The organism is Streptomyces sp. NPDC127190 (genome assembly GCF_042672505.1).
Lineage (GTDB): Bacteria > Actinomycetota > Actinomycetes > Streptomycetales > Streptomycetaceae > Streptomyces.
In genome coordinates this window covers 260,138-284,546 of record NZ_JBHXVE010000002.1, presented here as the reverse complement: position 1 = coordinate 284,546, position 24,409 = coordinate 260,138, and the positions used below count along the sequence as shown (strand labels likewise).

Sequence of the window (24,409 nt, the reverse complement as noted above, 5' to 3'; positions counted from 1 at the left end):
CCTGGTGCGGGCACTCAGCCGGTGGCCAGGGCGAACACACGCAGGCCCGCGTCGTCCGGCAGCCGTACGCTCCTGAGCGTCCTGCCGGGCGGCGCCCGGTACGGCGTCGTGGCCAGGACGTACGTGGTCACCGGGTCCCGCCCGGAGCCCGCGGCATTGCGGTACGGCGTCCTGGCGACCACCTCGTTGCCGTACCGGACGGTGCCGCTGCCGCCGTCGGCCGTCCAGTCGGTGAAGGACAGATCGGCGGTGCCGGTGCTGCCGTCGCTGTAGGTGACGGTCGCGGCGGCCCGCCGGTCGCCGTCGACCGCACCGCCGACGAAGGCCAACGCCCCTGTCCCGGGCGGGAGTTCGATGGTCTGGCCGTGGGCCGAGGCGTTGTCGGGACGGCCGGCGGGCGAGTCCGGCCAGACGAACCCGAGCCCGCCGGCCGTGCCGTGTGCACCGGCCCGCAGACCGGCTTCGGCGAGGGCCTGCCGGGAGTAGCTGAAGCCATCGCCGTCGAAGTCGGCCTCGGTGTGGTCGCCGGTGTCGTCGGACACGCCCGTCGAGTCGTAGGCGGCGAGCAGGGTGCCCGGCGCGGCCACGGTCAGTGCGACGGGCTGCGTGTACGACGTGCCCCCCGCGGTGAGGGTGACCCGCACGTCGGCGAAGCCCTGGGCGGCGCCCTCGGCCGCGGTGAGCGTGATCTCCCGGCTGCCGCCGGTCACCGTGCCCTCGGTGGGGGTGGCCGTGACACCGGCCGGGGCCGTCACCCGGAAGCGCACCCCGGGCCCGGCGCCGCCGCGCAGCGCCAGCGCGCGCACGGCGATCCTGGTCCTGCCGCCGGGTGCCAGGGTGGCGGTGGTGGGGCCCACCGCGAACTGGTACGGCTGCTCGCCCGCCCGGAAGGACGGCGGCGGGGCGTCCGCGCCCCAGGTGCGGTCGGGGGTGGCGGACAGCGTGTAGTCGAGCCGACCGCCGTCCCGGACGAAGGACGCAGGCAGCCACGGGCGCCGGGAGACGCGACCGTCGACCTTCAGGGACCGAATGCAGGGCGCGTCGGCCGCCGCCCGCGGGGCGCGGACGGAGATGTCGTTGCCGTACGGGCGGTGGATCTCGATCCGCGGGAACAGCGGTGAGGCGAGGACCAGTTCGGCCCGGGAGGGCACCTGGGGGTACATGCCGAGGGCGGCGAAGACGTACCAGGAGGACATGGCGCCGAGGTCGTCGTTGCCCGGGATGCCGCCGGGTGCGGCCGACCACAGCAGCCGCATCGCCGCGCGCACGGTCTGCTGCGTGCGGTACGGGGCCCCGGCGTAGTCGTACAGGTAGGGGACGTTGATCGACGGCTCGTTGTCCAGCTCGGCCCGGGTGCCGCCGCTGCCGGTGAAGGCCCAGCCGCCGTCGGGGGCGTGGAAGAAGGCGTCGAGCCGGGCGAGGGCCTTCCCGCGGCCGCCCATCGCGGCGAACAGCCCGGCCGGGTTGTGCGGGACCATCCAGGTGTACTGCGCCGCCGTGCCCTCCACGAAGCCGGCGCCGGTGGCGGGGGTGAAGCCGGTGACCCAGCCGCCGTCGGCCCTGCGGTCGGCGATGTAGCCGCCGCCGGGGTCGGCGGCGATGTCGAAGGTGTTCTGCCACCACTGGGCGCGCCGGGCGAAGGCGGCTGCCGTGTCCGGCCGGCCCGCGGCCGCGGCGAGCCGCGAGAGGGAGAAGTCGGCCGTGGACATCTCCAGGGTCTCGGCGGCACCGCCCCAGGCGTTGGAGGCGCTGGGCATGTAGTGCAGGGCGAGGTACCGGTCGAGCGAGGGCCGCTGGCCGACGGAGAGCACCGGCCGCCCGGCGGCGGACAGGTCCTGCGGTGTGGGTACGGTCGCCGCCCGCACCAGAGAGTCCAGCGCGCCCTTCAGATCGAAGTCGGTGCCGCCGAAGGCGTGGATCCCGGCCAGCGCGGTCGGCGCGGGGTCGCCGTTCATGACATGGGTGCCGCTCGCGCCGTGCAGCCAGCGGTCCCAGGTGCCGCCGTTCTGCCGGGCGAGGGTGTACAGCGACTGGGCGATGTCGGAGCCGGTGCGGGGGTCGAGGAGGGTGAGCAGCTGGAGCTGGTCGCGGTAGACGTCCCAGCCGGAGAAGGTGCCGTACTGGGCGCGGTGGCCGGGGCCCACCGGGTGCACCTCGCCGTCGCTGCCGCGGTATCTGCGGTCGGCGTCGCTGATGACGCCGGGATGCAGCAGCGCGTGGTACAGCGCGGTGTAGAAGGTGGTCCGCTCGGCGTCCGTGCCGCCGCCGACGCGGATGGCGGCGAGGCGGTCCCGCCAGGCGCGGCGGGCCGCCTCCCGGACGGCGTCGAAGGAGCGGCCGGGCGGGTTCTCCGCGGCGAGGTTGGCCTCGGCCGCGGCCGGACCGACGTAGGAGATGCCGACCTTGACGTGCACCGCCGTGGTGCCGGGCGCGAACGTCACGTATCCGCCGGCGCCCTTGCCCGGGACCGGCCGTCCGCCGTGGGCGAAGCCGCCGGTGCCGCCGGAGGTCTGGCGGGTGCCGGGGGCGAGCGTGCCGTCCTTCCAGGTGCCGGTGGTGGTGAAGGGGCGGTCGAAGTGCGCGGTGAAGTACAGGGTGTAGTAGGCGCGCCGGCCCTCCGGGTCGAGGTAGCCGCAGAAGTTGCCGGAGGTGACGGAGCCGGAGACGGTGCGGCCGGCGGGGTCGATCCGGACGGTCGAGTCGGCCGAGCCCACTTCGGAGTCGGCGGTGCGGACGAGCAGTGCGGCGGGCCTGCCGGCCGGGAAGGTGAAGCGGCCGGAGCCGGTGCGTGCGGTGGCGGTGAGGTCGGCGCCGGCTCCGGAGGCGAGGCGGACCGCGTAGTGGCCGGGCTCGGCCCGCTCGTCGCCGTGGCGGAAGTCGGAGGCGTAGACGGCGTTGCCGGTGTCGCTCGCCGGGGAGGAGGTGACCTCGCCGGCGTGCGGGTAGAAGGGGATGTCGCCACTGCCGCCGGCGCAGCCGGTGCCGGACAGGTGGGTGAGGCTGAAGCCGCGGATGCGGGTGGCGTCGTACTGGTAGCCACCGGGGGCGGCGGTCCGGGTGGCGTCGCCGCGGGTGTTCTCCGGGCTCCAGGAGAGCATGCCGAAGGGCACGACGGCGCCGGGGAAGACGTTGCCGCCGTTGCGGGTGCCGATCAGTGGATCGACGTACGCCGTGGGGTCGGCGACGAGCGCGGGCCGGGCCGCGGTCGCCGCCGGGGCGGGGGTGGTGGCACCGGCCGTGAGGAGCGCGGCCAGCAGCAGGGACACGGGTCTGAGACGCACGTGCGCCACCGGTACCGGCGGCGGGGCGTCCGGCCGCGCAGGCACGCCGGTGGGCTCACTCGGGCGGCCGTCCCGGGGCGCGGTGGGCACGGAGGTGCGGGCTCGCCGGTCCTTCCCGCACCTCCGCCGCCGGTCAGCCGACCTGGCAGGGCAGGGTCGTGGTGCCGTCCCCGCCGTCGCCCTGGACGACATAGCCGAAGGTCGTGCTCTGCCCCGGACTCAGGGCGCCGTCGTAGTCCGCGTTGTGGACCATCACGTCCTGTCCGGAGTAGGTGGCGTTGCCGTTCCAGACACTGGCCACGGACTGGCCGGAGGGCAGGGTCCAGCCGACCATCCAGCCGAGCATGGGGACGTCACCGGTGTTGGTGACGGTCACCTGGGACTGGTAGCCGCCGGGCCAGCTGCCGGTGGTGGTGCGGGTGGCGGTGCAGGTGCCGGGCGGCGGTTCGGTGGGGTGGCCGGGGTCGTGGACGCCGGTGACCTCGCCGTTGCCGCCGTCGAAGACCACGTCGGAGCAGGAGTAGAAGGTCTCGGTGCTGTCCGAGCGCTGCCAGACCATGTAGATGATGTGCCGTCCGGACTTGTCGCGGGGCAGCGTGCCGGTCCAGGAGTAGTGGCCGTCGACGGTGCCGGGGGTGCCTTGGAGCGGCGGGTGGTCGACGGTGAGGAAGGGCTGGTCCTCCATGTCGTCCCAGGTGAGCGGCTTGGTCGGGTCGTAGGTGTCCTTGGTGATGTAGACGCGGAACCAACCGGGGTGGGCCGCCCAGGCGTTGTAGGAGAAGTCGATGGTGGCGCCGGCGGTCAGATGGGTCACCGGCCAGTCGTCGCGGGCGAGGTCGAAGCCGGCGAAGGCGGGGTTGCCGCCGCTGCACAGCCGGCCGTCCGGGACGAAGCCGCGGGTGCGGCCGGCGCCGTCGGAGCGCAGCACCGAGAACCAGTTGTAGAAGGGCGTGGTGCCGCCGGTCTGCTGGGCCGCCCGGCAGGCCGGGTTCACGCTCTTGATCTCGCCGGTGCCGGTGAGCGCGTCCTGCCAGCACAGGAAGGTCCGGCTGCCGGGCTTCATCGGCGTGCCGTGGGCGGAGGCCGGGGTGCCGGCGGCGACGACGAGGCCGAGGGCGGGCAGGGCGGTGAGCAGGGCCAGCAGGACGAGGAGCAGGGGTGTGCGGCGGGTCGGGCGGGTGCGGCGCGGTAATCGCGCACCCGGGATCATGATTGTCGCGAGCATGACATACCAGCCTTTGGTGTCGAGGTCGCGTACGGAAAAGGGAGGCCGTGGGGTGGGCCGCCTCCAGGCGCGGCGGGTTCCGGTCCACCGGGCGATGGGAGCGCTCCCACCCCACTGCTTGGGAAGCTAGCGCCGACGGCCTCCGGTGTAAACGGCCGTGCACCGGTTGGACGGCGGAAACTGGAGAGGAGGGAGGTTCTGCCATGGCACGGCTGCTCGTCGAGGACGGCGGACTGGTGCTGCGGCTGTCCTGGAGCGAACGGCTCCGGGCGCGGCGCGGCACGATCCGGCTGCCCTGGACGGTGGTGGAGGCCGCGCGGATCGAGCCCGACTGGTGGCGGACGCTGCGCGGAACGCCGGTGAAGGGCAGCCACCGTCCGGCACACTGCCTGGGCGAGCGCCGTCATCCCGCCGGACGGGACTTCGTGGCGGTGCGCAGCGGCGGACCGGCCGTCCTGGTCGGCCTCCGGCCCGGCGCCCCCTTCGCCCGCATCGCCGTGACGGTGCCGCAGGCCGAGGCGGAGGAGACGGTGCGGGCGGTGCGGCGGCATCGGACGCCGCACCGTTAGGTGTGCGCGGGGTACGGCGAAGGGCCGCATCCCCGGTGTCGGGGATGCGGCCCTGGACCGCTGTGCCGTGCCGCTTACTTGCGGATCAGGCTGCGCAGCACGTACTGCATGATGCCGCCGTTGCGGTAGTAGTCGGCCTCGCCGGGGGTGTCGATGCGGACGACCGCGTCGAACTCGACACCGGTGTCGGTGGTGACCTTGACCGTGCGCGGCGTGGTGCCGTTGTTCAGCTCGGTGACGCCGGAGATGGAGAAGGTCTCCTCGCCGGTCAGGCCGAGGGACTCGGCCGAGGCGCCCTCCGGGAACTGGAGCGGGAGCACGCCCATGCCGATGAGGTTCGAGCGGTGGATGCGCTCGTACGACTCGGCGATGACGGCCTTGACGCCGAGGAGCGCGGTGCCCTTGGCCGCCCAGTCGCGGGACGAGCCGGAGCCGTACTCCTTGCCGGCCAGGACGACCAGCGGGATACCGGCGGCCTGGTAGTTCTGCGAGGCGTCGTAGATGAACGACACCGGCGCGTCGGGCTGGGTGAAGTCGCGGGTGTAGCCGCCCTCGGTGCCCGGCGCGATCTGGTTGCGCAGGCGGATGTTGGCGAACGTACCGCGGATCATGACCTCGTGGTTGCCACGGCGGGAGCCGTAGGAGTTGAAGTCACGACGCTCCACACCGTGCTCGGTGAGGTACTTGCCGGCCGGGGTGTCGGCCTTGATGGCGCCGGCGGGCGAGATGTGGTCCGTCGTCACCGAGTCGCCGAGCTTGGCCAGGACGCGGGCGCCGGCGATGTCCTCGACCGGGGCCGGCTCCATGCCCATGCCCTCGAAGTACGGGGGCTTGCGGACGTAGGTGGACTCCGGGTCCCACTCGAAGGTGTTGCCGGTCGGGACCGGGAGGGACTGCCACTGCGCGTCGCCCGCGAAGACGTCCTGGTAGGACTTGGAGAACATGTCCTCGCCGATGGCGGCGGCCACGACCTCGTTGACCTCGGCCTCGGTCGGCCAGATGTCCTTCAGGTAGACCGGGTTGCCGTCCTGGTCGGTGCCCAGGGCGTCACGGGTGATGTCCACCTTCATGGAGCCCGCGATGGCGTACGCGACGACCAGCGGCGGGGACGCCAGGTAGTTCATCTTGACGTCGGGGTTGATCCGGCCCTCGAAGTTGCGGTTGCCGGACAGCACCGAGGTGACGGCGAGGTCGTGGTCGTTGACGGCCTTGGAGACCTCCTCCGGCAGCGGGCCGGAGTTGCCGATGCAGGTGGTGCAGCCGTAGCCGACGAGGTTGAAGCCCAGCTTGTCCAGGTACGGGGTGAGGCCGGCCTTCTCGAAGTAGTCGGTGACGACCTTCGAGCCCGGGGCGAGGGTGGTCTTGACCCACGGCTTGCGGGTCAGGCCCTTCTCGACCGCCTTCTTGGCGACCAGGGCGGCGCCGATCATGACGTACGGGTTGGAGGTGTTGGTGCAGGAGGTGATGGCCGCGACCGTCACCGCACCGTGGTCCAGCTCGTAGGTCGTGCCGTCGGGGGCGGTGACCTGGCACGGGTTGGACGGGAAGCCGTTGGGGTGGGCGGCCGGGGCGTCGGAGGCCGGGAAGGACTCCTTGCCCGCCTCGTCGACGTCGTCGACGTAGTTGCGGACGTCCAGCTTGAACTGCTCGGCGGCGTTGGCGAGGACGATGCGGTCCTGCGGGCGCTTCGGGCCGGCGATGGACGGGACGACCGTGGACAGGTCCAGCTCGAGCTTCTCGGAGAAGTCCGGCTCGGCCTTCGGGTCCAGCCAGAGGCCCTGCTCCTTGGCGTAGGCCTCGACCAGCGCGACCTGCTGCTCGGAACGGCCGGTCAGGCGCAGGTAGTTCAGGGTCTCGTCGTCGATCGGGAAGATCGCGGCGGTGGAGCCGAACTCCGGCGACATGTTGCCGATGGTGGCGCGGTTGGCCAGGGAGGTGGCGGCCACACCCTCGCCGTAGAACTCGACGAACTTGCCGACCACACCGTGCTTGCGCAGCATCTCGGTGATGGTGAGGACGAGGTCGGTGGCGGTGGTGCCGGGCTGGAGCTCGCCGGTCAGCTTGAAGCCGACGACGCGCGGGATCAGCATGGAGACCGGCTGGCCGAGCATGGCGGCCTCGGCCTCGATGCCGCCGACGCCCCAGCCGAGGACGCCGAGGCCGTTGACCATGGTGGTGTGCGAGTCGGTGCCGACCAGGGTGTCCGGGTAGGCCTTGCCGTCGCGGACCATCACGACACGGGCCAGGTGCTCGATGTTCACCTGGTGGACGATGCCGGTGCCCGGCGGGACGACCTTGAACTCGTCGAAGGCGGTCTGGCCCCAGCGCAGGAACTGGTAGCGCTCCTTGTTGCGGCCGTACTCCAGCTCGACGTTCTGCTTGAAGGCGTCGTTGGTGCCGAACTTGTCGGCGATGACCGAGTGGTCGATGACCAGCTCGGCGGGGGCCAGCGGGTTGATCTTGGCGGGGTCGCCGCCCAGTTCCTTCACGGCCTCACGCATGGTCGCGAGGTCCACGACGCACGGCACGCCGGTGAAGTCCTGCATGATCACGCGGGCCGGCGTGAACTGGATCTCCTGGCTGGGCTGGGCCTGGGAGTCCCAGCCGCCGAGGGCACGGATGTGGTCGGCGGTGATGTTCGCGCCGTCCTCCGTGCGGAGCAGGTTCTCCAGCAGGACCTTGAGGCTGTACGGCAGGCGGGCCGAGCCCTCCACCTTGTCCAGCCGGAAGATCTCGTACGACTCGTCGCCCACGTGCAGCGTGCTGCGGGCGTCGAAGCTGTTCGCCGACACGACAGTCTCCTTCATTGATGTGCGCGTACCACCGTCAATCCTGCCGCCACGCCGGCTGGGCCGATCCGCTAAGGTAAGGCTAAGTTAGGCGACCCTTACTGGGGTGGCGGCTGCGGTGCGCCTCGGCAGATATCTCGATGTCGAGATAACTCTAGTACATGGGCGCCCGATGGTCATGCCCGGACACCCCCGCACCCCGGTCGGGGAATCATGAAGCCATGCATCTCGACACCGCACTGATCGGCCGCTGGGACAGCTCCCCCTTCGACGTCGGCGTCATGGAGGCCTCGGAGCTGGAGTTCCGCGAGGACGGCCGGGGCAGCGGGACGATGGCCAACGCGCTGAGCGAGGACACCGAGGAGTTCTCGTGGCACTGCCCGGAACCGGGCGTGGTGGAGATACGCGAGGACTCCGGCGGAACCGAGCGGTTCCAGTACACGGTCGGCGTCGCCACACCGCCCTACGAGTCCGGCGCCGTACCGGCCGTCACCTTCGAACCGCATCTGCTCTTCACTCAGCAGTACGCGCGCGTGCACCCATCTTCCGCCTGATAACCCCCGGAAGCAATACGATCCGGATGTACCGGACATCGGCCGAAGTGTCCGGTACCTCCCGCATCACCGCAGGCCACTGACGTGTCGTCACCCGAATGGACCCCCCGATCGGGCACCATCTCATATCTGAGATAGCCTCAACCTCATGGCAGACGACTACCTCGTACGCATCGGCAAGCTCATCCGTGACGCCCGGCAACACCGGGGCTGGACACAGACGCAGCTCGCGGAGGCCCTCGGCACCAGCCAGAGCGCGGTCAACCGCATCGAGCGGGGCAACCAGAACATCAGCCTTGAGATGATCGCCCGCATCGGTGAGGCCCTGGACAGCGAGATCGTGTCGCTCGGCTACGCGGGCCCGATGCACCTGCGGGTCGTGGGCGGCCGCCGGCTGTCCGGCGCCATCGACGTGAAGACGAGCAAGAACGCCTGCGTGGCGCTGCTGTGCGCCTCCCTGCTCAACAAGGGCCGTACGGTGCTGCGCCGGGTCGCGCGGATCGAGGAGGTCTACCGCCTGCTGGAGGTGCTCAACTCCATCGGCGTGCGCACCCGCTGGATCAACGACGGCGTGGACCTGGAGCTGGTACCGCCGGCCGAGCTGGAGATGGCGGCGATCGACGCGGAGGCCGCCGTCCGCACCCGCTCCATCATCATGTTCCTGGGCCCACTGCTGCACCGCATGGACCACTTCAAGCTGCCCTACGCGGGCGGCTGCGACCTCGGCACCCGGACCATCGAGCCGCACATGATCGCGCTGCGCCGGTTCGGCCTGGACATCGCGGCCACCGAGGGCCAGTACCACGCTCAGGTCGACCACACGGTCCGTCCCGACCGCCCGATCGTCCTGACCGAGCGCGGCGACACGGTGACCGAGAACGCGCTGCTGGCCGCCGCCCGGCACGACGGCGTGACGGTCATCCGCAACGCCTCCTCCAACTACATGGTCCAGGACCTGTGCTTCTTCCTGGAGGCCCTCGGCGTCAAGGTCGAGGGCATCGGCACCACCACGCTGACCGTGCACGGCGTGCCGAACATCGACGTCGACGTCGACTACTCCCCCTCCGAGGACCCGGTCGAGGCGATGAGCCTGCTGGCCGCCGCCGTGGTGACCGAGTCCGAACTGACCGTGCGCCGCGTCCCCATCGAGTTCCTGGAGATCGAGCTGGCGGTCCTGGAGGAGATGGGCCTCGACCACGACCGGTCGCCCGAGTACTTCGCGGACAACGGCCGCACCCGCCTGGTCGACCTGACGGTCCGCCCCTCCAAGCTCGAGGCGCCGATCGACAAGATCCACCCCATGCCCTTCCCGGGCCTGAACATCGACAACGTCCCGTTCTTCGCGGCGATCGCGGCCACCGCGCAGGGCAAGACCCTCATCCACGACTGGGTCTACGACAACCGCGCGATCTACCTCACCGACCTCAACCGCCTCGGCGGCCGCCTCCAGCTGCTGGACCCGCACCGGGTCCTGGTCGAGGGCCCGACCCGCTGGCGCGCCGCGGAGATGATGTGCCCGCCCGCACTGCGCCCGGCCGTGGTCGTCCTGCTGGCGATGATGGCCGCCGAGGGCACCTCGGTGCTGCGCAACGTCTATGTCATCAACCGCGGTTACGAGGACCTCGCCGAGCGTCTGAACTCCGTGGGGGCGCAGATCGAGATCTTCCGGGACATCTGACCGCTACGGCGGCCACCGGGGCGGAGATCGCTGGAACCGGTGGCCGCGCGCGGCCGCGATGGACGCCCGGTCGTGTCCGCCTCCGCGGGGTGCTCGTTGACTCCCGGGGGGCGGGCACACACCGGGAGGAAGAGCGGGATGACGCAGGCCGCGGTGAGCGAGCTGGAGGAGCGGGTACCGGGACGTCGGTGGACGGTGCGGATGGACCCCGTGGGGCGGGGCAGTGCGACGGTGCGCGTCTCGTGCAGCCGTCCCGCGTGCGCCGAGCAGCGTCTGCCGTCCGCGGCGGCCGGCCGTGCGGCCGCCGCCGCCCACCTCAGGGCCCACCTTCGCGCCGCCCCCGCCCCCAGGGCCGGGGCGTACTGCGCGTGCAGGGCCGAGGGATGCCGCGCCCATCTGTCCGACGCCGGCCGGCATCCGCGTGCCGAACCCTGGCGGTGCGGCGGACCGGTCGTCCTGGCCGTGCTCAGCGACAAGGAGGGACGCTGGTGGCAGGCCCTGGAGTGCTGCTCGCGGTGCGCGGCCGCCACCCCCGGAGCACGGACCGCGGCCGTCTCCGGGGCGCCCGGCCCGCGGACCGGTGACCGCCCGGCCGCCCCGACCACGAGTCCGGGCGCGGGTCCGACCACGGGTCCGGGCGCGGGGCCGGGGGCGGGTCCGACCACGGGTGCGGGCGCGGGTCCGACCACGGGTCCGGGCGCGGGGCCGGGGGCGGGTCCGACCACGGGTGCGGGCGCGGGTCCGACCACGGGTGCGGGCGCGGGTCCAACCACGGGTCCGGGGGCGGGCGTGCCGCAGTTCTCCGACCGTCAGGCCGTCGCCGGGGCGAGGGCTCCCGCTCCCCGCTCCGCACCCGCCCGGCGCCGCCCCGCGCAGGCGAAGATCTCCCAGCGGGTCATCCCGCACGACCTGCGGCCCGTCGCCCTGCGGGACGAACTCATCGAACTGGGCGGTCTCTTCCGCGCCTACCAGCAGCGCGCCGAACCCGACCTGGAGCTGCTCGCCGGCCTCCAGGAACGCAAGGCCCGCGCCTTCACCGCCTGGGCCGATGCCACCGGCGACGGCGCTCTGCGGTGGGAGGCCCAGCGTGCCGAGCGGGCCGCGGCCACCATCCGGCTCCAGCACCAGTACCGCACCGGCGGCATCGCCGGAGTCGACGGTCCGGCCGTGCCGCGGCTGCTGACCGTGCCGACGCAGTGGGAGCACGTGCGCTCCGTCCTCGCGTACGTGGTCGGCCACAGCCCGCTGCCCGGACCGGAGGCACGACTGCTGGTGCTGATGGTGACGTTGCGCACCGCGCACACCGGTACCGGCAACCTCGTCGGGCGGGATCTCACCGGGCTGGGCCTGACCGATCCGGAGGGCCTGGTCGAGCAGCTGACCGGCTGTGGCTGGCTCACTCTGCCGGGCACCGCCGGAGAGCTGGTCGCCTCCCGGCCGGAGGACCCCGTCCCGGTCACCGTCCCCTCCCTGGTCCCCCGGGCGGACGGCACGGGCCCGTTCACGTTCGGCAGGAAGATGCGGCCCAGACTCTCCGGATGGGCCCAGAAGGTCGTCTCGGACAAGAAGCTCCGCAAGGCCAAGGCCGGCGCCGGCACCCGGCTGCTCGCCCTGACGCTGGCCACCCGGACCGATGCCTCGGGACGCCTCGGTCCCGGCGGTGAGGGCATCCCCCACGGCGCTCTCGCCTCCTGGGTCCCGGTCGGCACCGGCGAGTTGCGGCACCTGGTCGACCAGCTGACCGCGGCGGACTGGCTCACCGACGCCGCCCTCACCGACACCCACCTCACCGGCCGGCTGACCGAACGCGTCCTCCCGCTCACCTGTCCCCTCCAGCCTTGAGGCACCCGTTGGGACGCACGGCCGATCAGCCGGGGCCCGGGAGGGGACTGCTGCTGGTCTCTGGTACGTGTGCGGCGGGCGACACATAGATCCGCAGGCCTTCCCGCCGGAAGGACGTCCAGGCGCGGGCGTAGGAGGGCGGGGCGCTGCTGCCGTCGGTCAGGACCGCGACCGGTATCCGCCGGGCCGTCCGGGTGAGGGCGGCCGCCGTGGTGTTCGCGTTGTGACCGCTGATGTCGACGGAGGAACAGCCGGCGTAGAAGGCGATCGGGACGTTGTCGCCGCCGGTCACCAGGCACGGCGCCCGCACTCCCAGACGGTGCAGCGCCCGGGCCGTGCGCGCCCAGCCGCGGTGCCCGGCGGTGGCCCCGTCGACCGTGCGCTCCAGCACCACGAACTGCACCGCCAGATGCCCGGCGAGCCCGAGCGCCACCGCCGTCACGGCCACCGGACGCCAGGTGCGCGGCGCCGCGGTGACCAGGTGCGCCAGGGCGTCGGCAACCGGAATCGCCAACAGCGCGTAGGCCGGGAGCAGGAAGCGGGGAGCGGCGTAGCCGATCAGGAACAGGTACGGGAAGGCGGCCGTGGCGGCGCAGGCCAGCGGCGTCAGCGTGGCGGCCGTACGCCCGCCGCGGACCGCGACGACCAGCGCGAGCGCCGCGAGGACCGGGAGCGCGAACCACCAGGCGGACACCGCCGGATCCGGCAGCGCGCCGCCGCACGGACGGCACAGCGTACGGCCGGCCAGGCTCCGCAGCTGGTCGTCCACGGCGAGGTTCCAGCCGAGCCCGCCCTGGATGCGGGAACCGTCGGCCAGCCGCCGGGCGAGACCGCCGTACCCGGTGTACGCCTCGACGACCCATTCGGCCGCCCCGGCCACCAGTCCTCCCACGAGCGCGGCCGGCGGCTTCCAGTGCCGCCACCGCCGTACGACGACCGGCGCGGCGAGCAGCGGCAGGCAGGCCCAGACCGCGTCCGTCGGGCGCATCAACGCCATCAGTGCCGCGCTCGCCGCCAGGCCCCACACAGGAGCGCGCCGCGCCCGGTCCTGCTGGGCACACAGGAAGCAGCCGGTACCGGCGAGGGCTCCGATCGCCACCCAGAGGTTGGGCATGGCCTGGGGGCCGTAGTACAGCGTCACCCACAGCGACGCGAAGAGCGCGCCGCCGAGAGCGAGGACCCGGGCGGGGAACAGGCCGCGCCAGGCGCGCAGCGCGAGGAACAGTGCCAGTCCCGACAGCACGGCCAGGTAGCTGCGCAGCAGCGTGGTGGACGACGACCAGGAGGCGACCGGTGCCACCAGCAGCGAGACGCCCCGGGCGCGCGGCGCGCTGAAGAACGCCGCGGGGACATGCGCGCTGACCTGGCTGACGTACACCGTCTCGTCCCAGCCCAGCCCCATGCCGGGCCGGACAAGGGCGAGTTGGGCGAGGGTGAAGGCCACCGCGACCGCGGCCGGCCAGCCGTCCCGGCGCCGGTCCCACCAGGTGTCCGCGAGGGGTTGCGGTCCGCTGCGGGCCGGGTGCCCACGCTCCGTGTTCACGGTTCTGGTCATGCACGACCTCCGCCCCTGCGGCCCGGAGGACAGGGGGTGAGCGCGAGGGATCGGAACAGGGTCAAGCTAACCCGCGCCTCCCCGGCCCGCAGCGCGAGGCGCCGGGCTCCGTTAAATGAGTTGGCCCGGCGCGACTTCGCTGCTAGCGTCTGAGCAGCCGTGAGAGAGCGAGGAGGTGAGACCCGTGAAGGCTGTTTTCGTGCGGGTGCTCCCCCTTGTCGTCACGGTGGGCGGTTGACATAGGTGTCGCCGGGAGCGCCCCTGACAAGGCACTCCTGTGAGAGGTACACCTGTGAACCCTGTGCGTTCCATTCCCGGCGCGGACAGCCATCCGGTCGTGGTCACGCGGGTCGCCGACACGCAGTGGCACGCCCTGGAGGACGACCGGACCGTCGGCCGCGGCCACGCCTCGCGCCGGCCCGACGGACGGCTCTTCATCAGTGTCGACGCGTGGCACGGCGCGGTCTTCGACCGTCTCGCCGACGCGATGTCGACGGACCTTCCGGCGCCCCTGTACACCGTCGTCGACGAGACCGACCACGACACCAGGTCCGCCTGGGAGCGGGCCGGCTTCGCCGTCGCCCGCCACGAGCGGGGCTGTGTCGTGCCCACCGACCCGCGGATCACCGGGCTCGGCTCGGTGCGGCCCCCGTCCGGGGTGACCGTCGTGCCCGCCGGCGAGGCGGAGGAAGGCCCGCTGCGCGCCCTGGACCGCCTGGTCCGCGACGAGGTCGAGGCGACCGTCGGCTGGCGGACGATGCCGGCCGAGGTGCTGCCCCGCCCGGCGGGGACCACCGTGCTCGACCCGTCGAAGTACGCCGTGGCGCGGCAGGGCGACGCGTACGTGGGGCTGCTCCGTATGGGGCCGCTGACCCGGCAGCCGCGGATCGGGCTGGTTGCCGTCCGGTCGGACAGCCGGCGCCGCGGCATCGCCCGGGCGCTGCTGGCCCATGCGCTGGATGCGCTGCACCGCTCCGGTACCGCCTCGGCATGGGCCGAGGTGGACGAGTCCAACGCGGCGGCCATCGCCCTGTTCAAGAGCATCGGTGCCCGGCGCGCGCCCGGCACCCTGGAGCTGGTCCTGCGCTGACGCTCCCAGCCGCACCGCACCACAGCACACCACACCGAGACCCCGTCGCCGTACGGGAGAAGTGAGAGACCATGACGAAGACATCAGGGGGCGTGGAAGTCGAGGGCACCGTCACCGAGTGCCTGCGCAACGCCACCTTCAGGGTGGAACTGGAGAACGGGCACACGGTGCTCGCCCACATCAGCGGGAAGATCCGGAAGAACTACATCAAGATCCTGCCGTACGACCGCGTGCTCGTGGAGCTCAGCCCCTACGACCTGAGCCGCGGCCGGATCCGGTACCGCTACCGGTCGTAGCGCGAGGCACGCGTGTCCCGCACACGGACGGATTCCGTGTGCGGGACCGGGTGTTCAGCCCGCGCCGGTCAGCCGGTCAGCTGGTCGTCAGGGAGGTGTCGTCCACGACGAAGCTGGTCTGGAGGGAGGAGTCCTCCACGCCGTTGAACTTCAGGGTGACCGTCTGGCCCGCCAGCGAGGACAGGTCGAAGGTCTTCTGCACATAGCCGGATGCGGCGTTGACGTTCGAGTACGTCGCCAGGGTGGTCGAACCGGCGGTCACGGTCAGCTTGTCGTACGCGGTGCTGCCCGTCTCGGCGGTGTCGATGTGCAGGTAGAAGCTCAGCGTGGCCTTGCAACCGGCCGGGATGGTCACCGACTGGGACAGCGTGTCGGTGTGCGAGGAGCCGTAGCCGTCCAGCCAGGCCTTGTAGGAGCCGCCGTGCGCCGCCTCACCGGTGTCGTTGGTGATGACCCCGCTCGTCGCGGTCCAGCCGGTGCTGCCCGACTCGAACCCGGGGTTGGCCAGCAACTGGGTGGAGGTGCAGCCGCCGCCACCGCCGGAGCCGACGGTCCAGGTGAAGGAGGTCGAGCCGGTCGCGCCGGTGGAGTCCTTCGCGGTGACCGTCACCTGGTAGGTGCCCGCGGTGGACGCGGTGCCGGAGATCAGGCCGCTGGAGCTGTTGATGGACAGCCCGGTCGGCAGGCCGGTGGCGCTGTAGGTCAGGGCCGCGCCCGCGCTGTCGGTGGCCTTGATCTGGAGGCTGACCGAGCCGCCGGTCGTGGTGGACTGGCTGCCCGGGTTGGTGACCGTCACCGTGTTGCCGCCGGTGGAGCCGGAGGTGAAGGCGGCGGTGCCGTTCGGGGTGCCCCAGCCGGTCGGACCGTCATAGCCGGTGCCCGCGGTGCAGAAGTACGACGGGGAGCAGCTGCCGTTGTTGCCGCTGGTGACGTCGTACAGGTTGCCGGTGTGCTGGTAGGGGTACTTCGCCGGGTAGTCGGCCGAGCCCGGGGTGCCCGCCAGGGCGTAGACACCGGCGACGATCGGCGCGGAGGCGCTGGTGCCGCCGTAGACCGCCCAGCCGGAGCCGCCGTACGTGTCGTAGACCGCCACACCGGTGGCCGGGTCGGCGACCGCGGAGACGTCGGCCTCCATCCGCTTGGAGCAGCCGGTGTCGGTCTGCCAGCTCGGCTTCGCGTCGTACGCGGAGCAGCCGGAGCCGGTGCCCTCGGTGGAGCTGGTCTTCCAGACGGACTCGCTCCAGCCACGCGAGTTGGACGAGGTGGTGAGGGCGGTGCCGCCGACAGCGGTCACATACTGCGAGGTCGCCGGGTACTCGGCGCCGTAGGCGGAGTCACCGGAGGAGACGGTGATGGCCACGCCCGGGTGCTTGAAGTACTGGGTGTCCTCGCTGGTCTGCGTGGAGGACTCGGAGCCGCCCCAGCTGTTGGAGACGACCTTGGCGCCGAGCGCAACGGCCTCGTTCTCGGCGATGCCGAGGTCGGAGTCGGTCGCGGAGTTGGCCTCGACCAGGATGATGTTGCAGTTCGGGCAGGTGGCGCTGACCATGTCGATGTCCAGCGCTTCCTCGCCGGCCCAGCCGCTGTCGTTGGTCGGCAGCGAGGTGGTGGAACCGGTCTGGCTGACCTGCTTGAAGCAGCCGTTGGCCTTGGTGCAGGCGGACAGGCCGTAGGTGGAGCGGTAGGTGGCCAGGTCCGACTCGGCGTTCGGGTCGTTGTACGCGTCGACGATGGCGACCGTCATGCCCGAACCGCCCGTGGTGGGCAGGTTGTAGGCGCTGTGCAGGTTGGCCGGGGAGAGGCCGGAGGGCGCGGCGGCCGCGAGGGCGGCGGCGAGGCGCTGCTTGATGTCGGTGCGGCGCTGCGCGAAGCAGGACGCGTGACCCGGCTCGGCGGTGGCGCACAGGTGCTGGGTGGGCACCTTCTGGCCGGCCCTGCCGGTCGAGTGGTAGGTCTGCCGCTCGGGTGCGGTCAGCGCCTTGTTGTTCTGCGTGACCTTGGAGGTGTGCGGGTGGGCCGCGGCGGGCTGGGCGCCGGCGGTCGGCGCCGCGACGAGCCCGGCGACGGTGAGGGCGAGCGCAGGGAAGGAGACGGCGAGGAGCCTTCGCAGACTCCGTCTCCGCTTGCTCAGGCGTGACTCACGCATGGGGTGCTGCCTCCGGTTGACGTGGGGATTCGCACTGGATGGGCAGGCCCGTGACGCGCGTAGCGGCGGTGGAACCGCGCAGTCAAGAGCGTCGTACGCGACCCCGGATGGCGATGAACATGACATGGCGGGGCGCGAGAGGACCATAGTTCCGTGCCGCGCGAACCGGCAGGGCCGGAGGGATTTCTTTGCGGCTCCATAGGAGGGGGTTGGCTACTCCATTGGAGTGACTTCACCCTCCGCGGCACGGGTTGTGCGCGCAACTCGCCCTGTTTTCATGGCGCTTCATCGCCGTATGGCGCGAATTCGGTCTGCTGCGGCACTAAGATCTGCGCACCGAGTACAGGGGGGCAGTGTGATCACCGAGGTAGTCGACACCGTCAGGCTTGTGAGCACGAACCGGCAACGGCACAGGCGTCTGCTCGAGCTCGAGGAGGAACTCGACCGGCGGGCCGCCGAGCAGAACGCCGCCCTGCTGGAGGCGCGGCAGACGCTCCACGACGAGGCCCTCGTCCCGTTCCGGGACGTCTATCAGCGTCTCCGGCACGCCGATCCGGCCGAACTCACCCCGGTCGAGAGCCCGGCCCTCGGCGACCCGGCGGGCAGCGCGTCTTCCCAGCCGCGCGGGTTCACCGTGCCACCCGCCGTCCGGGTGCTGGCAGGCACCGCGATGCTGGTCGTCGTCCCGGTGGTCGTCGGGCACGCCGCCAAGGCAGGCCCCTATCACGCGGTGCAGGCATTCGGCTCCGCCTCCACCGGCAAGGCGATCAGGACACTGGGCGGGGCAGCGGCCCGCAACGCCACGGAAGCGTGGTTCGGCCTCGGATCCCTCGCCTCGGGGGGAGGTGGGAGGGAGGCCGGGAAAAGGATGCTGGCCGGAATCCAGACGTTGTCGGCCGACCTCACGCGGGGAGCCATCGCGGCGTGGCAGGTCCATGCGTTCGAGGACAGCCAGCAGAAGAAGGCGCGAGACCTGGAGCGGCGCGAGGCGAGGACGCAGCAGCGGCAGGACGAGGCGCCCGCGCTGCTGGAGCGCAGCACGGACATGCAGCGCGTCCTGGAGGGACTCAGGTCCGAGCTGGTGAGTCGGCTGCCGTCCGTCACCGCGCTGGTGGAGGCGTGCGACGACTTCACCCGGTACGACTCCCGTGGGCGTGCGGAGGTGGCGGCGATGGTTGCCCTCGACGGCCTCGCCGTCCGGGTCATGACGTGCCCGGTCACCGACGCGGACGGACGGCTGACCGAGGACTCGGAGCGGGTCGTCGCCGAGGCCGAGGCCCTGCTCCGGGCGCAGCAGGCCTGAGCTGCGCGTCCGGACTGCCGTACGGCTTCAGGAGTCGACCCGGGCAGCGGCCTGCGGTTCCGGAAAGGGCCGCCGTGTCCGCGGCCAGGCCGATCAGCGCGGGGCCGACGACAAGGGACAGGCGGCGGGATCCGAGGCGCCGCATCCCCACCCTGACCAGCGGGAAGGCGGCCGCTGCTGCTGCACCGCAGGCCATCGGCAGCACGCCCGCCTGCCCCGCGCCCAGATCAGATCTCCCCCGGGGAAGGGGAATGCGGGGCCGCCCGCGCCGGTGTCGGCCGGTGCGCGGGCGGGTCGGTGTGCGGTCAGCCCGCCACGACGGCCTCCGCCGCCGCCACTCCGCAGACGCGGGCCGCGCCGTATGTCGCGATGTGCAGGGCGCCGCGGGGCGGGGCCTGGGGCAGGCCCATCTCGACCACAATGGTGTCGGGGCGGGCGGTGAGCAGGGTGTCGAGGGCGGCGCCCATCCAGGGGTGCCGGTGCTCGTCGCGGACCACGGCGACGATCCGGCGACCGGCGGCCGCGGCGAGGGCGGCGCTGCCCGCGCCGTCGCCCGTGAAGGAGCCGGCGGTGGTGCCCGGCAGCAGCCGGCGCAGTTCGGCGGCCGGGCCCCATGGGGTCTCGTCGCCGACGGCGATGTTGGGCTCCGGGTCGAACCGGGCGACGTACACCGGTTCGGTCAGCGGGGCGGGGACGCCGGACCCGGCCCGGGTGACGGTCAGGGCGCGGCGGGCGGCGATGAGGCCGACCGCGGGGTCGGGGGCGGCCTCGGCGGCGGCGCCGCGCGCGCCGGCGGTCCAGCGGGCCAGGTCGCGGACCCGGGCGGCGGCGTCGGCCAGCCGTTCCTCGGGGAGTTCGCCGGAGCGTACGGCGGCCACGAGCGCGTCGCGCAGCTTCAGCACGGTGCCCTCGTCGCAGAGTCCGCCGCCGACGCAGATGGCGTCGGCGCCGGCGGCGATGGCGAGGACGACGCCGTTCTCCAGCCCGTAGGTGCCGGAGATGGCGCGCATCTCCATGCCGTCGGTGACGATCAGGCCCTGGTAGCCGAGTTCGCCGCGCAGCAGCTCGGTGAGGATGTGGGCGGAGAGGGTGCCGGGGCGGTCCGGGTCGAGGGCCGGGACGAGGATGTGCGCGCTCATGATGGCCCGGGTGCCGGCCGCGATGGCCGCGCGGAACGGGGGCAGTTCGCGGGCGAGGAGGGTGTCGGCGTCGGCGTCGATGCGGGGCACGGCGTGGTGGGAGTCGACGTTGGTGTCGCCGTGGCCGGGGAAGTGCTTGGTACAGGCGGCGACGCCGGTGGACTGGAGGCCCTCGACCCAGGCGGCGGTGTGCCGGGCGGCCAGGTCCGGGGAGGCGCCGAAGGAGCGTACGCCGATGACGGGGTTGTCGGGGTTGGCGTTGACGTCGGCGGAGGGCGCCCAGTCGAAGTTGACGCCGCAGGCGGCGAGGCGGCGGCCGAGTTCGCGGGAGACGGCGCGGGTGAGGGCGGGGTCGTCGACGGCGCCGAGGGCGTGGTTGCCGGGGAAGGCGGAGCCGGTGCGGACGTCGAGGCGGGTGACGTCGCCGCTCTCCTCGTCGATGGCGACCAGCAGGTCGTCCCGTTCGGCGCGCAACTGGGCGGTGAGCGCGGTGACTTGGGCCTCGCTATGGACGTTGCGGCCGAACAGGGCGACGGAGGCGAGGCCCTCGCCGATGCGGCGGCGCACCCAGTCGGGCGCGGTGGTGCCGTCGAACCCGGGCTGGAGCACCGCGAGGGCGTCCCGGGCGAGGGTGTCGCCCGCGGCGGAGCCGCTGCCGGACGCGGTGGCGAGTGTGGTCATCGGCGGTGTCATCCCTTCACGGCGCCGTCGGTCAGACCGCTGACAGCCTTGCGTTGCAGGAAGATGAAGAGGACCAGGATGGGCAGCGCGAACAGGGACGAGGCGGCCATGGTGGCGCCCCAGTCGTCGCCGAAGGCGGTCTGGAACTGGGACAGCCACAGTGGCAGGGTCTGCTTCTCGATGTCCTTGTTGAGGATCAGGACCAGCGGGAACTCGTTCCAGGCGGTGATGAAGCCGAACAGCGAGGTGGCCATCAGGCCGGGCGCGAGCAGCGGGAAGATCACCTTGGCGAAGGCCTGGACGCGGGTGCAGCCGTCGACCATCGCGGACTCCTCCAGCTCCTTGGGCACGGCGGCGACGTAGCCGCGGAGCGTCAGGATGGTCAGCGGGAGCACCATCATCGTGTAGAAGACGGTGAGCGGGATCAGGCTGTCCAGCATGTCGTCGTCGCGGACGATCATGTAGATGGCGATGATCATGACCTCCCAGGGGGCCATCTGCGCCAGCATGAAGGTCACGATGAGCCCGCGCCGCCCCCGGAACCGCACGCGGGCCAGGGCGAAGGCCGCGAACAGGGCGATGACGAGCGAGAACAGCACCGAACAGAGGGTCACGGTCACGGAGTTGGCGACCAGGGTCCAGAAGTGGTCGGCGTGCACGGCCTTCTTGAAGTGGCCGAGGGTGACGTCGGTCGGGAACCACACCGGGTTCTCGGCGATGATGTCGCCGGTCGGTTTGAAGGCCGTGGCGAACATCCAGTACACGGGGAACACGAAGCCGGCGAAGAGGACGACGGCGGTCGCGTTGGGCCAGATCCGGCCGAAGAGCGAGCGCTTCACAGCTCGTCCTCCTCTTGCTTGAGCACCATACGCAGGTAGTACGAGGTGAGGACGAGCAGCACCAGGATGGTCAGGAAGGAGATCGCCGCGCCGACCCCGAAGTGCTGGTTGCCGACGCCCTCGACATAGGCGTAGACCGGCAGGGTCTCGGTGAGGCGGTCCGGGCCGCCCTCGTTCATCGCGAAGAGCTGCGGGAACGCCTTGAAGATCCAGATGACCTCGAGGAAGGTCGTGGAGTACAGGAACGGCCTGAGGAAGGGCAGGGTCACGGACGTGAAGCTCTGCCAGGCGCCGGCGCCGTCGAGGGCGGCCGCCTCGTACAGCTCCTTGGGGATGGTGGTGGTCGCCGCGTACAGGTTGATCGCGACGAACGGGACCGAGCCCCAGACGAGGAGCAGGGTGATCACGGAGAAGGTGGAGAGCTGGGTGCCGAGCCAGTTGTAGTCGGCCATGGAGTGCCAGCCCAGCTTGTCCAGCACCCAGTTGACGACGCCGAAGCGCTGGGCGAACAGCCACTGGTAGACGGTGGTGGCCGCGATGACGGGCATCGCCCAGGCGAGGACCAGGCCCGCCATGAGGGTGAGGCGCATCCTCTTGCCGAGGCGGGTGAGGAGCAGCCCGATCAGGGTGCCGGCCAGCATGATCAGGGCGACGTTGACGGCGGTGAAGAGCACCGAGCGCTCGACGACCTTCCAGAAATCCCCTCCGGTGAGGACCTCCGTGTAGTTGTCGACGCCGTTCCACTCGGTGAGGTGCTGGATGAGCTGCCGCGGGTTGAGGTTCTGGAACGACAGCATGCCGTTCTTGACCAGGGGCCAGCCGAGCAGCACCAGGGTGGCCAGCAGGGCGGGCAGCAGGAGGAGGTAGGGGGCGGTGGCACCGCGGCGGGACCGGGGCCCGGTCGCGCGGTCCGCACCCCTCGGCGGCCCGGGTATCCGGGGCTTGCGGACAGCGGGCTCCCCGGCCGTGTCCGTGCCTTGGGTCTGCACTGACATGAGTTGCCATCTCTTCCGTGGCCGTACGAACGACACATCGGCACCGGCCGGGGGCGTGCCCACACGGCACGCCCCCGGCATGGGTCTAGTTCTTCTGGGCCAGGCGCTTGTCGATCTCGCCCTGGACGTCCTTGGCGGCGGCCGCCGGGGACTTGCCGTTCAGGACGGCCGTCATGTACGACTTGATCGGGTTCGGGGTGTTCTCCACCGCGGCCCACTCGGGGATCAGCGGGGTGGTGCCGCCGGCCGCGGCGCCGGGCGCGGCCGCCTCGGCGGCGCCGTTGCCCTTGAGGTTGCTCTCCAGGGACTGCTTGTTCGGGATGACGCCGTTGAGCTTGGCCAGTTCGCCCTCGTACTGGTCGGACAGGGCGATCTTCAGGAACTCCTTGGCCAGCGACTGCTTCTGGCTGTTCTGGGCGACGGCCAGGTTGGAGCCGCCGAGGAAGACGCCCTCGGGCTTGTCGGCGGTGGCGCCGGGGATGGTGAAGTAGCCGAGGTCCTTCTCGATGGCCTTGTTGGCCTGGATCGCGGTGCCGGCCTCCCAGCCCATGCCGATGAACGCGCCGGTCTTGCCCTTGGCGAAGATGGTCGCCTGCTGCGGGGTGGCCTCGTCCTTGTCCTTGGGGGCCTTGGAGTAGGAGGCGTACTTCTTGTACAGCTCCATGGCGGCGGAGACCTTGGGGTCGGCCAGGTTGGAGACGTACTTATCGCCCTGCTTCTTCACCAGGTCGCCGCCCTGGCCGATGATCAGGCCGTCCAGGAAGTACCAGTTCTGGCCGGGCAGGTAGAGCGGCTCGGCGTCGGTCTTCTTGCCGATGGTGTCGAGGTCCTTGAAGAACTCGTCCCGGGTCTTCGGGGTGTCCTTGATGCCGGCCTGCGCCCAGATCTTCTTGTTGTAGATGACCACGCGGTTGGCGAAGTACCAGGGGGCGCCGTACTGCTTGCCGTCGTAGACGGAGGACTGGGAGACCGAGGGCGACCAGTCGGCGCCGATCGCCTTCTTCACGTCGCCCAGGTCGGCGAGGCCGCCGGTGGCCGCGTAGGCGGGGGTCTGGGTGTTGCCGACCTCCAGGACGTCCGGCGGGTTGGACTCGGAGAGGGCGGTGGTGATCTTCTGCTGGATCCCGTCCCACTTCTGGATCTCGAACTTCAGCTTGGCGCCGGTCTTCTTCTCGAAGGCGGCCTGGACGTCCTTGGACCACTGCGGCGGCGCCGAGCCGTCCATGGTCCAGACCGTCAGGGTCTGCCCCTTCCAGCTGTCCGGTCCCGCGTCCTTGCCGCTGTCGCCGCCCTTGCCCCCGCCACACGCCGCAACGGAGACCATCATGCCCGCGATCACGATCGCGGCCGCAAGCTTGCGCTTCACGCCACCCTCCTCAGGGATGCCACTAACCCCCCACGCCCTCGGCGGTGACCTGCGTACGACGCTGTTGCACGTAGGGCTCGGGACCTGGCCACTAATGGTGTAGACCAGTACGGTGGAGCTTGGCCTAGACCTTTCGGGGTGTCAAGGGTCGTTCCGCAAGCCGGGGATGGCCGTTACGCGATAGACACCGGAGCGCGTCCATCCCCTTTCGCCGGGCTTCTCCCGTTGGACTAGACCAATACGCGGGAGATCGCTATAACGGGAGACCACCCACACAGCCGGGAAGGCAGGGCATGACCACCGACGTCAGCGGCGCCCAGCAGCTCAGCGGGTCGTCCGGCCGCACCGCGCGCGTGCCGAAGTACTACCGGATCAAACAGCAGGTGCTGGCCATGGCCGACGTACTGGAGCCCGGCTCGGCCATGCCGGCGGAGCGGCTGCTGGCGGTGCGCTTCAACACCTCCCGGACCACCGTGCGGCAGGCGCTCCAGGAGCTGGTCGGCGAGGGCCGGCTGGACCGGATCCAGGGCAAGGGCACCTTCGTCGCCCAGCCCAAGCTGTACCGCACGCTCCAGCTGACCTCGCACACCGAGGACATGCGCGCCCAGGGCCTCACGCCCGCCTCGCAGACACTGGACATCGGCGAGATCCCGGCGGACCAGCGGCTGGCGGGCCTGCTCGGCATCGCGATCGGCGAGCGGGTGCTGCGCATCGAGCGGCTGCGGCTGGCCAGTGGCGCCCCCATGGCGATCGAGACGACGCATCTGTCCGTACGGCGCTTCCCCGGCCTGCGCGAGTCGCTGGCCGGCCGCCCCTCGCTGTACACGGCGCTCGCCGAGGTGTACGGCGTCCGGCTGGCGGAGGCCGACGAGACGATCGAGACCTCGCTGTCCACCCCGCGCGAGGCGCAGTTGCTCGGCACCGACGTGGGGCTGCCGATGCTGCTGCTGTCCCGGCACTCGCGGGACGCGGCGGGCACCCCGGTGGAATGGGTGCGCTCGGTGTACCGGGGTTCCCGGTACAAGTTCGTGGCCGCCCTGCGCCGGCCGGCGCAGGGCTGA

17 protein-coding genes are annotated in these 24,409 nt (G+C 71.9%); 8 read left to right on the top strand and 9 right to left on the bottom strand.

Annotation, left to right across the window (positions count from 1 at the left end; genetic code table 11):
• Window positions 1–14: 14 nt before the first annotated feature.
• Both ACFVIU_RS04540 and ACFVIU_RS04535 read right to left on the bottom strand, forming a co-directional pair.
• Window positions 15–3,281, bottom strand: a complete 3,267-nt coding sequence (locus ACFVIU_RS04540; protein ID WP_385840565.1) for a GH92 family glycosyl hydrolase — start codon at window positions 3,279–3,281, stop codon at window positions 15–17.
• A 133-nt stretch (window positions 3,282–3,414) separates the two neighbouring features.
• On the bottom strand, window positions 3,415–4,506 hold the full coding sequence (locus ACFVIU_RS04535) for a lytic polysaccharide monooxygenase (protein ID WP_385840564.1): 1,092 nt from the start codon (window positions 4,504–4,506) through the stop codon (window positions 3,415–3,417).
• A gap of 203 nt (window positions 4,507–4,709) precedes the next feature.
• Between ACFVIU_RS04535 and ACFVIU_RS04530 the strand changes: the two genes are divergently transcribed.
• On the top strand, window positions 4,710–5,075 hold the full coding sequence (locus tag ACFVIU_RS04530; RefSeq protein ID WP_385840563.1) for a hypothetical protein: 366 nt from the start codon (window positions 4,710–4,712) through the stop codon (window positions 5,073–5,075).
• A 74-nt stretch (window positions 5,076–5,149) separates the two neighbouring features.
• Here ACFVIU_RS04530 and acnA read toward each other — a convergent pair whose 3' ends face one another.
• Window positions 5,150–7,867: an aconitate hydratase AcnA gene (gene acnA / locus ACFVIU_RS04525; protein ID WP_385840562.1), complete on the bottom strand. Its 2,718-nt coding sequence runs from the start codon at window positions 7,865–7,867 to the stop codon at window positions 5,150–5,152.
• A gap of 218 nt (window positions 7,868–8,085) precedes the next feature.
• On the opposite strand from acnA, the gene ACFVIU_RS04520 reads away from it, so the two are divergent.
• From ACFVIU_RS04520 to ACFVIU_RS04510, 3 genes are all read left to right on the top strand, one after another.
• Window positions 8,086–8,418 carry a hypothetical protein gene (locus tag ACFVIU_RS04520; protein ID WP_385840561.1) on the top strand — a complete coding sequence of 111 codons (333 nt, stop codon included), beginning with the start codon at window positions 8,086–8,088 and terminating at the stop codon, window positions 8,416–8,418.
• A gap of 148 nt (window positions 8,419–8,566) precedes the next feature.
• Window positions 8,567–10,096: a helix-turn-helix domain-containing protein gene (locus tag ACFVIU_RS04515; protein WP_385840560.1), complete on the top strand. Its 1,530-nt coding sequence runs from the start codon at window positions 8,567–8,569 to the stop codon at window positions 10,094–10,096.
• Window positions 10,097–10,234: 138 nt separating this feature from the next.
• Window positions 10,235–11,938 carry a hypothetical protein gene (locus ACFVIU_RS04510; protein WP_385840559.1) on the top strand — a complete coding sequence of 568 codons (1,704 nt, stop codon included), beginning with the start codon at window positions 10,235–10,237 and terminating at the stop codon, window positions 11,936–11,938.
• 25 nt (window positions 11,939–11,963) lie between these two features.
• Here ACFVIU_RS04510 and ACFVIU_RS04505 read toward each other — a convergent pair whose 3' ends face one another.
• On the bottom strand, window positions 11,964–13,493 hold the full coding sequence (locus ACFVIU_RS04505; protein ID WP_385840558.1) for a hypothetical protein: 1,530 nt from the start codon (window positions 13,491–13,493) through the stop codon (window positions 11,964–11,966).
• Between the two features lie 292 nt (window positions 13,494–13,785).
• On the opposite strand from ACFVIU_RS04505, the gene ACFVIU_RS04500 reads away from it, so the two are divergent.
• Window positions 13,786–14,583, top strand: a complete 798-nt coding sequence (locus ACFVIU_RS04500; protein ID WP_385840557.1) for a GNAT family N-acetyltransferase — start codon at window positions 13,786–13,788, stop codon at window positions 14,581–14,583.
• Window positions 14,584–14,654: 71 nt separating this feature from the next.
• Window positions 14,655–14,879 (top strand): translation initiation factor IF-1, encoded by a 225-nt coding sequence (gene infA, locus ACFVIU_RS04495; RefSeq protein WP_385840556.1) that lies wholly within the window; start codon window positions 14,655–14,657, stop codon window positions 14,877–14,879.
• Window positions 14,880–14,955: 76 nt separating this feature from the next.
• Here infA and ACFVIU_RS04490 read toward each other — a convergent pair whose 3' ends face one another.
• Complete coding sequence (locus ACFVIU_RS04490) at window positions 14,956–17,025, bottom strand: putative Ig domain-containing protein (protein ID WP_385840555.1); 2,070 nt, start codon at window positions 17,023–17,025, stop codon at window positions 14,956–14,958.
• 388 nt (window positions 17,026–17,413) lie between these two features.
• Here ACFVIU_RS04490 and ACFVIU_RS04485 point away from each other — a divergent pair, with 388 nt between their 5' ends.
• A complete protein-coding gene (locus ACFVIU_RS04485) occupies window positions 17,414–18,328 on the top strand; it encodes a hypothetical protein (protein WP_385840554.1) in 915 nt (304 codons plus the stop codon).
• Between the two features lie 305 nt (window positions 18,329–18,633).
• On the opposite strand, the gene ACFVIU_RS04480 is transcribed toward ACFVIU_RS04485, so the two are convergent.
• From ACFVIU_RS04480 to ACFVIU_RS04465, 4 genes are all read right to left on the bottom strand, one after another.
• On the bottom strand, window positions 18,634–20,148 hold the full coding sequence (locus ACFVIU_RS04480; protein WP_385840553.1) for a glycoside hydrolase family 3 protein: 1,515 nt from the start codon (window positions 20,146–20,148) through the stop codon (window positions 18,634–18,636).
• 8 nt (window positions 20,149–20,156) lie between these two features.
• Window positions 20,157–20,987, bottom strand: a complete 831-nt coding sequence (locus tag ACFVIU_RS04475; protein ID WP_385840552.1) for a carbohydrate ABC transporter permease — start codon at window positions 20,985–20,987, stop codon at window positions 20,157–20,159.
• On the bottom strand, window positions 20,984–21,982 hold the full coding sequence (locus ACFVIU_RS04470) for a carbohydrate ABC transporter permease (RefSeq protein WP_385840551.1): 999 nt from the start codon (window positions 21,980–21,982) through the stop codon (window positions 20,984–20,986). Before ACFVIU_RS04470 ends, ACFVIU_RS04475 begins: the two co-directional genes overlap by 4 nt.
• Before the next feature lie 85 nt (window positions 21,983–22,067).
• Window positions 22,068–23,348, bottom strand: coding sequence for an extracellular solute-binding protein (locus ACFVIU_RS04465; protein ID WP_385840550.1), 1,281 nt, complete (start codon window positions 23,346–23,348; stop codon window positions 22,068–22,070).
• 293 nt (window positions 23,349–23,641) lie between these two features.
• Here ACFVIU_RS04465 and ACFVIU_RS04460 point away from each other — a divergent pair, with 293 nt between their 5' ends.
• Window positions 23,642–24,409, top strand: coding sequence for a GntR family transcriptional regulator (locus ACFVIU_RS04460; protein ID WP_385840549.1), 768 nt, complete (start codon window positions 23,642–23,644; stop codon window positions 24,407–24,409).